The organism is Thermoanaerobacter kivui (genome assembly GCF_000763575.1).
GTDB lineage: Bacteria > Bacillota > Thermoanaerobacteria > Thermoanaerobacterales > Thermoanaerobacteraceae > Thermoanaerobacter > Thermoanaerobacter kivui.
Genome location: NZ_CP009170.1, coordinates 1,139,172 through 1,152,799 on the forward strand (window position 1 = coordinate 1,139,172; position 13,628 = coordinate 1,152,799).

19 protein-coding genes are annotated in these 13,628 nt (G+C 33.9%); all 19 read left to right on the forward strand.

Annotated features, from left to right (window positions below; translation table 11 throughout):
* Positions 1-30 precede the first annotated feature (30 nt).
* Positions 31-789, forward strand: a complete 759-nt coding sequence (locus TKV_RS05695; protein WP_049685121.1) for a prepilin peptidase — start codon at positions 31-33, stop codon at positions 787-789.
* A gap of 4 nt (positions 790-793) precedes the next feature.
* On the forward strand, positions 794-1,252 hold the full coding sequence (locus tag TKV_RS05700; protein WP_049685122.1) for a prepilin-type N-terminal cleavage/methylation domain-containing protein: 459 nt from the start codon (positions 794-796) through the stop codon (positions 1,250-1,252).
* A gap of 10 nt (positions 1,253-1,262) precedes the next feature.
* Positions 1,263-1,934, forward strand: coding sequence for a type IV pilus modification PilV family protein (locus TKV_RS05705; protein WP_049685123.1), 672 nt, complete (start codon positions 1,263-1,265; stop codon positions 1,932-1,934).
* A complete protein-coding gene (locus TKV_RS05710; RefSeq protein ID WP_049685124.1) occupies positions 1,925-2,437 on the forward strand; it encodes a PilW family protein in 513 nt (170 codons plus the stop codon). The genes TKV_RS05705 and TKV_RS05710 overlap by 10 nt, the downstream gene beginning before the upstream one ends.
* On the forward strand, positions 2,427-3,086 hold the full coding sequence (locus TKV_RS05715) for a pilus assembly PilX N-terminal domain-containing protein (protein WP_049685125.1): 660 nt from the start codon (positions 2,427-2,429) through the stop codon (positions 3,084-3,086). Before TKV_RS05710 ends, TKV_RS05715 begins: the two co-directional genes overlap by 11 nt.
* 18 nt (positions 3,087-3,104) lie before the next feature.
* Positions 3,105-3,365, forward strand: a complete 261-nt coding sequence (locus tag TKV_RS05720) for a late competence development ComFB family protein (protein WP_049685126.1) — start codon at positions 3,105-3,107, stop codon at positions 3,363-3,365.
* 10 nt (positions 3,366-3,375) lie between these two features.
* Positions 3,376-4,335, forward strand: coding sequence for a type IV pilus assembly protein PilM (gene pilM / locus TKV_RS05725; RefSeq protein ID WP_049685127.1), 960 nt, complete (start codon positions 3,376-3,378; stop codon positions 4,333-4,335).
* Positions 4,336-4,338: 3 nt separating this feature from the next.
* Positions 4,339-4,872 (forward strand): PilN domain-containing protein, encoded by a 534-nt coding sequence (locus TKV_RS05730; protein ID WP_049685128.1) that lies wholly within the window; start codon positions 4,339-4,341, stop codon positions 4,870-4,872.
* Entirely contained in the window at positions 4,873-5,631 is a 759-nt protein-coding gene (locus TKV_RS05735; RefSeq protein WP_049685129.1) for a type IV pilus inner membrane component PilO, read from the forward strand.
* 14 nt (positions 5,632-5,645) lie between these two features.
* Entirely contained in the window at positions 5,646-6,161 is a 516-nt protein-coding gene (locus TKV_RS05740; RefSeq protein WP_049685130.1) for a shikimate kinase, read from the forward strand.
* Complete coding sequence (locus TKV_RS05745; protein WP_049685131.1) at positions 6,158-7,036, forward strand: TIM barrel protein; 879 nt, start codon at positions 6,158-6,160, stop codon at positions 7,034-7,036. Before TKV_RS05740 ends, TKV_RS05745 begins: the two co-directional genes overlap by 4 nt.
* The gene (gene proB / locus TKV_RS05750; RefSeq protein WP_049685132.1) at positions 7,033-8,151 is read left to right on the forward strand and encodes a glutamate 5-kinase; all 1,119 of its coding nucleotides are present in this window, start codon (positions 7,033-7,035) and stop codon (positions 8,149-8,151) included. Before TKV_RS05745 ends, proB begins: the two co-directional genes overlap by 4 nt.
* Positions 8,141-9,385 carry a glutamate-5-semialdehyde dehydrogenase gene (locus TKV_RS05755; RefSeq protein ID WP_049685133.1) on the forward strand — a complete coding sequence of 415 codons (1,245 nt, stop codon included), beginning with the start codon at positions 8,141-8,143 and terminating at the stop codon, positions 9,383-9,385. Before proB ends, TKV_RS05755 begins: the two co-directional genes overlap by 11 nt.
* A gap of 29 nt (positions 9,386-9,414) precedes the next feature.
* Positions 9,415-9,861, forward strand: a complete 447-nt coding sequence (gene aroQ, locus TKV_RS05760; RefSeq protein ID WP_049685134.1) for a type II 3-dehydroquinate dehydratase — start codon at positions 9,415-9,417, stop codon at positions 9,859-9,861.
* A gap of 5 nt (positions 9,862-9,866) precedes the next feature.
* Positions 9,867-10,931, forward strand: a complete 1,065-nt coding sequence (locus tag TKV_RS05765) for a M24 family metallopeptidase (RefSeq protein WP_049685135.1) — start codon at positions 9,867-9,869, stop codon at positions 10,929-10,931.
* Positions 10,932-10,949: 18 nt separating this feature from the next.
* Entirely contained in the window at positions 10,950-11,507 is a 558-nt protein-coding gene (gene efp / locus TKV_RS05770; RefSeq protein ID WP_009052330.1) for an elongation factor P, read from the forward strand.
* A gap of 48 nt (positions 11,508-11,555) precedes the next feature.
* Positions 11,556-12,017: a CD1247 N-terminal domain-containing protein gene (locus TKV_RS05775; protein ID WP_049685136.1), complete on the forward strand. Its 462-nt coding sequence runs from the start codon at positions 11,556-11,558 to the stop codon at positions 12,015-12,017.
* A 99-nt stretch (positions 12,018-12,116) separates the two neighbouring features.
* Entirely contained in the window at positions 12,117-13,118 is a 1,002-nt protein-coding gene (gene spoIIIAA, locus TKV_RS05780; RefSeq protein ID WP_049685137.1) for a stage III sporulation protein AA, read from the forward strand.
* Positions 13,115-13,627 carry a stage III sporulation protein SpoIIIAB gene (gene spoIIIAB, locus TKV_RS05785; RefSeq protein ID WP_049686224.1) on the forward strand — a complete coding sequence of 171 codons (513 nt, stop codon included), beginning with the start codon at positions 13,115-13,117 and terminating at the stop codon, positions 13,625-13,627. The genes spoIIIAA and spoIIIAB overlap by 4 nt, the downstream gene beginning before the upstream one ends.
* Position 13,628 lies beyond the last annotated feature (1 nt).

Sequence of the window (13,628 nt, forward strand, 5' to 3'; positions counted from 1 at the left end):
CCCTCCTTAATATTTTTTTAGGAGGTCATTATGGAGATACTACTTTACATACTGATATTTTTATTCGGCACAATTATAGGAAGTTTTGTAAATGTGGTGATACATAGAATACCTAGAAAAGAATCAATAGTCTATCCTCCTTCTCACTGTCCTAAATGTGGGCATGAATTAAAAACTATTGATTTAATACCCATATTGAGTTATATTTTACTTAAAGGAAGATGTAGGTATTGTGGAGAAAAAATTTCAGTAAGGTATCCTATTGTAGAAGTATTGGCTGGAATTGTGTTTTTGATAATTTATTATAAATTTGGTTTAGATTTTAAGGCTTTTTCTTACATGTTTCTGTCTTCTATTTTGATAGCTGTAAGTTTTATTGATATAGAACACAAAATTATACCAAATAAAATTATTTTAGTCGGTTTTATAGGTGGAATATTTTTTAGAATTTTGATGTCCAATTATGGCTTTATGGATTACATAATAGGATTAATTTTAGGTGGAGGTATTCTCCTTCTCATCTCCTTAATTTCAGGAGGAGAGATGGGAGGAGGAGACATAAAACTTATGGCCTTAATTGGATTTTTTATAGGGTGGAAGCTTACAATTTTAGTACTTTTTCTTTCTGTAATCATTGGAGCATTGGGTGGCATTATATTAGTAGCTTTGAAAATTAAAGGAAGAAAAGATTACATACCTTTTGCACCCTACATTTCCATTGCATGGCTCATCTCGATTTTGTATGGCTATGAGATGTTAAATTATTATATAAAATTTATAAGAGGCTAAGCTTATGAAAAAGGAAGAAGGATTAACTTTAATAGAGCTTATAACAGTTTTGGCTATCTTGTCCATTATAGTTCTTATAGTTATTCCTTCGACTGACTTTTTTGATACGACAAGGTCAAATATAAGGCTTACTCTTATTGCTCATGAGGTTGTAAATGACTTAAGGTACATACAGCAAAAAAGTATTTTTGAGGGAGAAATATTGCTCTTTGAAAGCGATGACACTAAGACGAGGTATTACATAAAGAGAAAAGATGACAATGAAAATATTAAGATAAAAAATTTACCTGAGGGAATTAAAATAAGTAAAAAAGATGGCGGAAAAGTAGAAATATACTTTAATCAGATGGGAACTCCTATTGGAGCTTGTACAATAACTTTAAAAAATGATAAAGGAAGCGAAATTTACATAAGTGTGGCAGTGGTAACAGGGCGCATTATGATAAGTGGGAAGAACTATTAGGAGTGATTTTATGAAGATTTTAAAAGATAATAGAGGCATGACTTTAATAGAGGTTCTTGTCTCAATAGCTATGTTTGCAGTAGTGGCAATACCTCTTTTAGGCATTTTTAGTCAATCTGTTATTACTTCTGCTGATTCTAAGATAAAGACAAAAGAAGCCACTATTGCGCAGACAATTGCAGAAAACATAAAAGCGGGAAATGTTTCAAACCTTGATGAAATAATAACTAAGTATAAAGAAGAAGGTTTTATAGCCTATGTCGAACAGCAAACTTCTACAGGAGAGCTCTCTCAATATCAGGTTAAAGTAGAAAAAATTGGTTCAAATACTCCTATGTACACCCTTTATGTTATTGCGCCTAAAACAGAGATGACTTCTTCTGCTCCAGGAGTAATGCCTTCTGAGGAAGACCAAAGTGGAGGCGGAAGCAGTAGTAATGATGTAATAAAGCATGTAGTGAACCTGATAACAATAGTGATAATTGCTACCTGGACTGCTTTATTTTTAGGTTTTGTGGTAGTTACATTGGGTTGGAATGAGATTACTAAGGCCAAAATTTTGACTATAGCAGATACTATTGTTAACATGATAAAGAACGGAATTACTAGTTTAAAAGCAATTGGGACAAAAGCTTCAGAAATTGCCGGCGTTAAGGTTCCATGGTGGTTAAAATGGTGGTAAGAAAAGAAGAGGGTATTACCCTCATTGAACTTATTGTGACATTGGCAATATTGGGGATTGTGATAGGGGTTTATTCATCTTTATATTATTCGGGGTACAAGTCATTTTCAAGTACACAAAATAGCGTAGACGTGGAACAAAATGTTAGGTTTGCTATGAATTATATTGTATCTTTATTAGAAAAAGGGCCTTCTGAAGTCGAAATTATTGATAATGGCTGTGGTCTATCGATAAAAAAAGTATTAACAGATAGAGGGTATCGTGATTATACAATAACGCTAGAAAATCTTATTCTTTATACCCATATCAAAGAATCTGACACGGACAGTAGAGGTAGTAAGCTTCAATTAGCTGTCAATATTTATGATTTTAAGGTGACTAAAAAACCTAACAGCAACATGATAAATATCCAAATAATTGGACAAAGCGATGATAAGGGGTCAAACAGGTTTTCTCTTTCTACAGATGTTTTTTTAAGGAAGAGTGGTATAAATGTTCAATGACAGAGGTTCTGCCTTAATTTTTACTTTAATGGTAATTTTGATTCTCACAGTTTTAGCTGTAGCGATTTTAGAAGTAACTATTACCAATTACAAAATTTCTCATGCTTATGCAAATTCTATATCAGCCACTTATGCAGCAGAAGCTGGCCTTGAACGAGTAAAAAATGAATTTACTATAGCTTTATCAGATGCTTATCAGGGGAAAGGTAAAGGAAAAGGGAAAGGTGAATTTTGGATAAATGTAGTTGAAAATAAAAATACAACTAAAATTCAGTATAAACAAAATGCAAAAAATTTATTAAGTGAGTCATTTGGACTTGACATTCCATTAGGGGAGTGGATTTCACTGGGTGATGCAGGACAAGAGTATAAAATTGACAGTATAGAAATAGATCCTCCTTCAAGTGAAGCTTTTGAAAATGAAGGAGAGCAAGTTTTGACCTATAAAGTACGTGCATGGACGGAAGGTAGGATGAACAAAATCGTACGTTACGGTTATGCGGAGATTACATTTAATATTAATGTAAATATTACGAAGATGGGTGATGATAAGAGTGCCAATTCTAAGGTGATTCTTAGTGGTAATACATCACAGTCTCCACCTATAGTAGATAAATGGACAATTGATTCAATTCCACAAACACAATAAAAATAAGGAGAGGATTTTATGCATCTTAAAAATTACATGGAAGATGCTGTTGACCAAATGATGGATGAGGTTTTGAAAGATTTAGACGTTTGTAAATGCGACAGATGTAGAATGGACATAAAAGCTTTAGCACTTAACAATTTACCTCCAAAATATGTTGTATCAGAAGAAGGAGAACTATATGTAAAGACAAATGAGTTAGTCAGGCAATTTGAGGTAGACATAATAAAAGCTATAACAATGGCTGCTATTAAAGTGAATAACAATAAGCGCCATTAGGAGGTAAAAAATGCTTGGAATTGAAATAGGAAATTTTAATACAAAATTAGTGGTAGGGGACAAAAAGAATAAATTTTTTGGCAAAAAGCTGATGGTAAAGACTCCTTCCAATGTAGTAATAAATGGCAAAATAATAGATGTAAACACCTTATCAGAAGTAATTAGAGAAACTTTAAAAAAGAATGACATCAAAGAAAAAAAGGTTTGTTTTGCTATCTCCAGTCCCAGTAACATAATAAGAGACTTGAAATTTCCACAGATGAAGGAGGAAGAAGTAAAGAATGCTTTATCTTATGAAATAGAGCAATACATCCCTGACCCTGAAAATTATGTTGTGGATTATAAGTATTTGGGAAATGCTTTAGAGGATGATAAAAGCATTAGGGTTATGATTGCAGCATCTCCAAAAGAAATTACAGAAAAATACGTTAAATTAGCTGATATCTTAAAGCTGAGATTAGAAGCCATTGATATTTACAGCAATTGCATTTATAAAGCTTACAAAAGAACTAATTTGGACGCTGGAATAGTTGCAATTGTAGATATAGGCTCTAACCTTACGGATGTGACTATAATTGACAACGGAATTTACATTTTTAGCAGGACTATGGAGTTTGGAGGAAATGAAATTACACAAACTATTGCAAATGCCTTTAATGTGGACTTTGAGATGGCAGAAGAATATAAAAGGACAAAAAATTTGATTGGGGAAGAAAGCTATAAAGAGGCGGAAGAGAATATCGTTTTGTTTTTATCAGACATGTTTCAACAGATAGGGAGAATATTTGATTTTTATTATGCCACTTATCACAAAAGTATACAAAAGATTCTAATGATTGGCGGCACTTCAAGGCTTTTAGGGCTTAAAGAGTACGTGGAAAGCCATTTTAGAATCCCTGTTTTAGTCCCAGAGGAAGAGGACTATATATATTTTTTGCCTGCTTATGGATGCCTTTTAAGGGGTGAATAGAGTTTGAAAGACATAAACCTTATACCTGAAGAACTAAAAGAGCAAAAGTTGAAAAAGAAAAGGCAGATGACAAATATTTTTTTTGCTTTTGTTTTGATAAGTGCAATTTTTACGATAATGGTTTTGCCATTGGCGTACATAAACAAATTGTATGAAGATTTAAAATCGACAAACAGCGACTTATACAAATTTAAAAATATTTCTCAATTAGAGCAAAACGTAAAAAATATGTCTCTTTATGCCGAAAAAAAGAAAGCATTAATAAAAAAGTTGGAAAGTCAAAGACTGGATGCGGTAACTATATTGGAAGATTTATCTTTGAATATTCCCGATAGAGCATCAATTGCTTCTTTGAAATATCAAAAAAATACATTAGAAATTGACGGGGAGGCTTTCACGGAAGCTGATATAGCGGTTTTTATGCTTAATCTGCGAAGCATTGATTATGTTGAGGATGTTAAAATTTTGTCTGTAGAGTCTACAGATAAAGGTCTTTTAAAATACATTTTGCAAGTAAAACTCAAGGTGGTATCGTAGATGAAGCTTACAAAGAGAGAAAGGTTTTTGATTTACTTAGCCTTAATAATAGGATTTTTTGCTATTTATTATCAGTACTATTTGACTCCAAAAATTTTGGAGATGCAAAAATTGTCAAGCGAAATAGCAGACAAAAAGAGACTATTAAATGAAATAAACAGTCTAAACAGCAAAAGCCTTGAAGAAAAGTTAGGAAATTTAGATAATCAGTTAAAAGAATTAAATTTAAGGATTCCAGACAATAAAGATATAGAAATTTTTCTCTTCAATCTGGAAAATATGATTTATACCACAGGAGTTAAAGTCAAAACTTTGTCTTTTGAAGATTTAAATCAGCAGCAGCCTCAACAGTCTCAGCAACTGAAAGAAAAAGAAGAATTTGTAACAATTCCTATAAATATTAGTGTTTCAGGTAAGTATAATCAAATCCTCTCTTTTATAGAAGAGATACAAAAATCTAAAAGGTTGTGTAACATTCAAGCTTTTGACATTGTGAGAGGTCAAAATCCGGAGGAACTTTTTCTAAATATGCAGATTTCCATTTATTCAATGAAAGATAGTGGCAGCAGTAAAATGGAAACAACTTTTTCAAAAGGAAAAAGTGACCCTTTTAAGCCTTTATTTGAAATGTCAAATAATATGCAACAATCCTCTTCAAAGGAGGTACCTCAAAACCTTCAAGGAATCGATTTAAATAAAATAATAAGTGATACAATAGAAAAGTTTTTGAAAGAATCAAAGACGCCATCATCGCCTTAGGGAGGAAAAGATTCATGAAAAACATCGTTTTAACAGGTTTTATGGCTACCGGGAAAACTACTGTTGGCAAAAAAGTGGCTACAACAATGAGCTTTGGTTTTATAGATACTGACAGGTTAATTGAAAAAATGGCTAATATGACGGTTTCACAAATTTTTGAAAGGCATGGAGAAGAATTTTTTAGGAGGCTAGAAAGGGCGGCTGTTAAAAAAGTAGCTCGCTTAAAAAATTTTGTCATAGCTACTGGCGGGGGAGTTGTATTAAACCCTTCAAATATTGTACAATTAAGAAAAAATGGTGTAGTCATTTGCTTTGTAGCCAGACCAGAAATTATATTGAGAAATATAGGAGAGAATAAAGACAGGCCTCTTCTTTTATCGGATAATCCAGAAGAGAGGATAAAGCAGTTGCTAAAAAAAAGAGAGCCTTTTTATAAATTCGCCGATTCTACAATTGATGTTTCAGATATGACAATAGATGAAGTAGCAGTGGAAGTTATAAAGGCTTACATTAGACTTAAGAAAGGATGAGGGGATTGACGATAAAATTTGGACCTTCTGGGAATTCCGACAGTTTTTACAAAGAAGGGCATAAGTCTTCTCTAGAAATGCCTGAATGGCTTTATAACATGGGGCTTGATGCGTATGAATATTCTTTTTCAAAAGGAGTAAAAATTAGTGAAAAAATGGCTAAAGAGTTGGGTGAAAATGCTCAAAAATTCAATATAACTATTACTATTCACGCTCCTTATTACATTAATTTAGCCACTACCGATAAAACTAAGATGGAAAATTCAAAGAGATATTTGATAGAAAGTTTAATTGCAGGAAAATGGATGGGGGCAAAAAGGGTAACTTTTCATCCTGGCTCTGCGACTGAAGGGACGAGAAAAGAGGCGTTGGAACGAGCAAAAAGGCTTTTAAAAGAAATTTTAAAAGAGATGGAAGACAAAGGTCTTACTGATATAACTATATGTCCTGAGACAATGGGAAAGAAAAATCAATTAGGTTCTTTGGAAGAGGTGATGGAACTTTGTAATGTAGATGAAAGGATTATCCCAACTATAGATTTCGCTCATTTACATGCGAGAGACAACGGAAGATTTAAGACTATAGAGGATTATGCGGAAGTTTTAGATGTTATTGAAAAATCTTTGGGAAAAGAAAGAGCAAAAAAAATACACGTGCATTTTAGCAGGATTGAATACACAGAACAAGGAGAAAAAAGGCACTGGACATTAAAAGATATCAAATATGGTCCTGAATTTGAACCTTTAGCACAGCTTTTTTATGAAAGAAATATGGAACCCATAGTTATATGTGAGTCAAGGAGCACTATGGCAGAGGACGCCTTAAAATTAAAAGAAATATATTTGAATATTGCAAAAAGGATGACGAAACTATGAGGATTGTAGTAAAAGTTGGAACAAGTACTTTGACTTATGAAAATGGCAAATTAAACTTAGAAATAATGGAAAAACTGGTAAGGCAAATTGCTAATTTGTTAAATAGAGGAGAACAAGTAATACTTGTAACTTCTGGTGCTATTGGTGCTGGAATGGGAAAATTAAATTTAAAAGAGAAGCCTAAGACCATCCCAGAGAAGCAGTCTTTAGCAGCGATAGGACAAGGGCTTTTGATTGAGATTTACGAAAAATTTTTTAATGAATATGGCAAAATTACTGCGCAAGTTCTTTTGACTAAGGAAGATTTTAGCGATAGAAGGCGTTACCTCAATATAAGTTATACTTTGTCAAATTTACTTAAATGGGGTGTTATACCAATAATCAATGAAAACGACACCGTGACAGTTGATGAAATTAAAATTGGAGACAATGACACCTTAGCAGCTCTTGTTGCCAGTTTGGTAGAAGCAGAACTATTAATAATATTGACTGATACTGATGGGCTGTATGACAAAGATCCAAATGTACACAAAGACGCCCAAATCATAGAAGTGGTGACGGAGTTTTCGGATGAATTATTTAAAATTGCGGGAGGTGCTGGAACAAAAAGGGGAACAGGAGGAATGTACACAAAAATTCAGGCAGCGAAGATATGCTGGAATTCAGGAGTTAAGATGATTATTGCAAATGGTAAATTGGACAATGTCTTAAATAGAATAGTAAACGGCGAAAAAATAGGTACTACTTTTTTACCTATGAAAAATCCTATCAACAGCCGTAAAATTTGGATTGCTTTCAATGCAAAAGTCAGTGGTTTTCTTTTCATTGATGAAGGGGCAGCAAACGCCATAGTAAAAAACGGAAAAAGTCTTCTTCCAAGTGGAATAGTAAAGACAGAAGGAGATTACGATTTAGGAGATTGTGTTGCTGTGATTGACCCTCAAGGGAAAGAGATTGCAAGAGGACTTATCAATTATCCATCAGAGGATGTGGAAAAAATAAAGGGCTGTAAAACAAAAGATATAGAAAAGATATTGGGTTATAAATATTACGACGAAGTGATTCATAGAGACAATCTAGTAATACTTGATAGGGGTGAAAAGTATGGAAGTTGAAGTAAAAGCTGCTCGTGCAAAAGCTGCAGCTAGGAAGATGGCTATTTTGGATGAGGATGTTAAAAATTTAGCTTTAAGTTATATGTCAGATGCTCTCATAAAAGAAATGCCAAAGATACTTGAGGCAAATAAAAAAGATGTTTTGGAAGCTGAAAAAAAGAACATAAAAGCTTCGCTTATAGATAGATTAAGGCTTGACGAAAAGAGAATTGAAGCTATGGCAAAAGGTTTAAGAGAAATATCTGCCCTTCCTGATCCAGTTGGAAATATAGAGGAGATGTGGAAAAGGCCCAATGGCCTTCAAATTGGCAAAATGAGAGTTCCTATTGGTGTAATAGGAATAATTTACGAGTCTCGTCCTAATGTCACTGCTGATGCGGCAGGTCTTTGCTTAAAGTCAGGCAATGCCGTAATTTTAAGAGGGGGAAGTGATGCTATAAACTCTAATATAGCGATTTCTTCTGTACTTGCCAAAGCTGCTTATGAAGCTGGAATTCCTGAGGGAGCTATACAACTTATTGAAAATACTGATAGAGAAGAAGTAAATCGAATGATGAAATTAAACGGCTTAATCGACCTTATAATACCGCGAGGCGGTGCCACCCTCATAAAAAGTGTAATTGAAAATTCTACAGTTCCTGTCATAGAAACAGGGGTTGGTAATTGTCATATTTTTGTAGATGAAACTGCCAAGTTAGACATGGCTAAGGATATTATTGTGAACGCTAAAGTGCAAAGGCCTGGAGTTTGCAACGCTGTGGAGACAGTTTTGATTCACAAAGCCATTGCAAAAGGTTTTCTTCCTACATTAGTAGAGACTCTTACATCTTTAGGAGTGGAAGTAAGAGGCTGCAAGACTACCAAACAAATATGTCCAGCGGTAAAAGAAGCTACAGAAGAGGATTGGGCGACAGAATATTTAGACCTTATACTTGCTGTAAAAGTGGTAGAGGACATAAATGAAGCATTAGACCACATTGAAAAGTATTCCACAGGTCATTCTGAAAGCATCATTACAGAAGATTATGAAAACGCCATGACATTTTTAAAGGCAGTAGATTCTGCTGCTGTTTATGTAAATGCGTCTACAAGGTTTACTGACGGTGGTGAATTTGGCTTTGGAGCGGAAATAGGTATAAGCACGCAAAAAATACATGCAAGAGGGCCAATGGGACTGAAAGAGCTTACCACCTACAAATATGTAATTTTGGGTAGTGGACAAATAAGGAAATAAGGTGTAATATAGTAAAGTGAGGTGAGATTATGAAAAGAGTTTTGATAATTCACGGACCAAACATAAATTTGACAGGTAAGCGAGAAAAAGAGGTTTACGGAGAAGTAAATTACGAAGAGATAAACAACATGATAAAGAGAGAAGCTTCAAAGCTGGATATAGCAGTGAAAATACAGCAGTCTAACAGCGAAGGAGAGATAATTAATTTTATACACTCTGCTGAAAATAACTTTGATGCGATAATCATAAATCCTGCTGCTTACACTCACTATAGTTTGGCTATTATGGATGCTATTGCTGCTGTGTCAATTCCTGTAATAGAAGTTCACATTTCAAATATTTTTGGAAGGGAGGAGTTTAGAAAAACTTCTGTTACTGCTTCCAAATGTAAAGGAATGATAACTGGCTTTGGACCTTATAGCTATGTCCTCGCCCTTAACGCAGTAAAGCTTTTGGAAGATTCTATCGGGGGGTAAAAATTGTGAATAAAAGATTACAAAACTTGAGAAATTTAATGAAAGAAAAAGACATAGAAGCTTTTGTTATTTACAAATTTGTAAATGTTACATATATAACGGGATTTACAGGAGATGACAGTGCAGCTTTTATAACCCATGATAAAGCTATTTTTATAACAGATGCGAGGTATACAGAACAGGCGCAAAAGGAAGTTAAAGACTTTGAAGTGATAGAACATAAAAATGGTATAAAAGAAGTTATAAAAGAATATATAGAGAAATTGAGAATAAAAAAACTCGCTTTTGAAGAAAACATTTCTTTTAGGCAGTATAAAGAATTGAAAGATTTTTTAGGCATTAAACTTGTACCTCAAGCAAATCTTGTAGAGACTTTGAGAATGGTAAAAGATGATACGGAAATAGAAAACATAAAAAAGGCGCAAAATATTACTGATATGGCTTTTAACCATATACTGAATTTTATTAAAGTTGGGATGACTGAAAGAGAAGTGGCTTTGGAATTGGAATATTTTATGAAAAAACAGGGGGCACAGGACCTATCTTTTGAGGCAATTGTGGCTTCCGGGAAAAGGTCTTCACTTCCTCATGGAAAAGCTTCGGAAAAAGTAATTGAAAAAGGAGACTTTGTCACATTGGATTTTGGATGCAAAGTAAACGGTTATTGTTCAGATATGACAAGGACAATAGTCATGGGAAAAGCTGATGACAGGCAAAAAGAGATATACAATATAGTTTTAGAAGCACAGCAAAGAGCAATAGACAATTTAAAAGCAGGAATTACTTCAAAAGAGGCAGATTCTCTGGCAAGGTCTGTTATTGAAGAGAAAGGTTATGGGAAGTACTTTGGGCATTCTTTGGGACATGGTGTAGGACTTGAAGTTCATGAAGCGCCCAGCCTGTCTTTCAAAAATGAAGAAATTTTAAAAGAAGGAGCAATAGTTACTGTAGAACCGGGTATATATATTCCCGATTTTGGTGGCGTAAGAATCGAAGATATGGTATTATTAAAAGAAGATGGTGTTACAAATTTGACTAATTCACCTAAATATTTAATTGAACTAAACTAAAGTGATGGAGGGATTTTTTTGATAGCAGCAGGTGATTTCAGAAAAGGAGTAACTATTGAGGTTGACGGACAGGTTTTTACAGTTGTGGATTTTATGCATGTTAAGCCAGGAAAAGGTGCAGCTTTCGTGAGGACAAAACTTAAAAATGTGATGACAGGGGCTGTAATAGAGAAAACTTTCAGCCCAACAGAAAAGTTTGAGGAAGCAGTTATAGAAAGAAGAGAAATGCAGTATTTGTACAATGATGGAGAACTTTATTATTTTATGGACACAGAAACTTATGAGCAAATTCCTTTAAATTATGATAAAGTTGAGGACGCAATTAAATACATAAAGGAAAATATGGTTGTTACAGTAAAGTTCTATAAAGGCGAAGCCTTTTCTGTTGAGCCCCCTACTTTTGTTGAGCTGGAAGTTGTAGAAACAGAGCCTGGATTTAGAGGAGATACTGCAACGGGTGGTTCCAAACCGGCAACTGTAGAAACTGGTGCTGTCATCCAAGTCCCATTGTTTATAAACGTTGGAGACAAAATAAGAATTGACACTCGAACCGGAGAATATTTAGAGAGGGTATAAACGCAGCAATTTGTCAAATACTATTTTGTAAAGGAGGGTATGTGGAATATGGAATACTTAAATGAAAGGGTTTCCTACTTAAGAGGGTTAGCAGACGGCTTAGGGATAGATGACAGCACAAAAGAAGGTAAAATAATTTTGGCAATTTTAGATACTTTAGAGGATTTTGCAGATGCTATAAATGAGCTGGAAGCTTCCCATTCCGAATTAGATGATTATGTGGGAGAGATTGATGAAGACCTTTCTGAAATAGAAAACCAGATATATGGCGATGAGGACTATGATGATGAAGATGACGACTATGACTATGATTATGACGATGATGATGAAGATGAGGATGAAGACGAAGATTATGAAGGGTATGTAGAAGTAGAATGTCCTAATTGCCATATGTTGATGAGTGTGGAAGAAGAGCTTTTAGAAGATGAAGATGCTGAGTTGGTATGTCCTCATTGCAATGAGACCATAAAAGTAAAAGATTTGAAAATTGTAGATGATGATGAAGACTAATTGTAAAAAAATGCCCACTAACGAAAAATTAGTGGGCATTTTTTTATTCATAAATATCTAGTCTTAGAAATATAATTTTACAAGAGGAGGGACAGGTATATGAACACGAGAAAAAATTTTGAAGAATTACTTGCAGCACTTCCTCCAATGGTTAGAGAACTGATAAAAAAAATACCGCCAAATTTGTTGGAGGAAGTAGAAGAAATAAGATTAAGGGCTTATAAACCTTTAATGGTGTATGTAGGGAATGAAGAAAAATTTGTATCAATGGAAGGAATAGTAACTTCTTCAGCTTCTACTGCCTATATAGTCACAAAGGAGGATTGTGAAAAAGCTTTTCAACTTATATCAAAATCTTCTGTCTATGCTTTTGAGGAAGAAATAAGAAATGGATATATTACTTTAAAAGGTGGATATAGAGTAGGGATAGTGGGCAAATGTGTATTGGAAAATGGCTATATAAAAACTCTCAAAAATCTTTCTGGGTATAACTATAGAATAACGAAAGAGATAAAAGGTGCGGCAGAGGACATCTTAAAATACATACTAAATTTTTCTGGTGATGTATACAATACTCTTATAATATCTCCACCACAATGCGGCAAAACAACTCTTTTAAGAGATATAGCGAGATTTATAAGTGATGGAATAGATTTTTTAGGATTTAAAGGGCAGAAAGTAGGGATTGTAGACGAAAGGTCAGAGATAGCTGCTTGTCACAACGGTATACCACAAAACGACGTAGGAATGAGGACAGACGTATTAGATGGATGTCCTAAAGCTTACGGCATGATAATGCTTATAAGGTCTATGTCCCCTAAAGTAGTAATAACTGATGAAATTGGGAAAAAAGAAGATGTAGAAGCGATTCACGAAGTTTTAAATGCAGGTGTAAAAGTGATAACAACAATCCATGGAAATGACATTGAAGACCTCATAAAAAAACCACATTTGAAGGATATAGTTTCTCTAAAGTATTTTGAAAGATATATAATTTTGAGCAATCGCCTGGGAGCAGGGACTGTAGAAAAAATAGTGGATGAAAACTTTGATATTTTGTTTAAAGGTCCATATAAGAGGGGAAAGACAAAAAAATGGTGAAATTAGTGGGAATGCTTTTAGTCCTTTTTTCCGCCAGCAGCTTAGGGTATTTATTTTCTCTAAAATATAAAATGAGGCGATGGATGCTTAAGTCTTTGATATCTTCTTTAAACCTTTTTAAAATTGAGGTAACCTATTCTAAGTCTCCTTTAAACGAAATACTTACGGCAATTTCTCAGTCAGCAGATAAGACCATAAAATTTATTTTTTCTAAAACTGCAGAAATGCTTTCACAAAATGAAGGATACACTGCTGGAGAAGCATGGGAAATTGCTTTAAATGAATGGAATAGCGATTATTTAAAAAAGGAAGACAAAGAAATTTTAAAGTCTTTCGGGTATGGACTTGGCAATTCTGACGTATACAATCAAGAAAAAAATTTTGATTTAGCCATTGAGCTTTTAAAAAGGCAACTTAGTAACGCAGAAGAAGAGAGTAAAAAGAACGAAAAGCTGTACAAAAATATTGGAGTTTTAACAGGACTGGCGATAATCATATTGTTTTTATAGA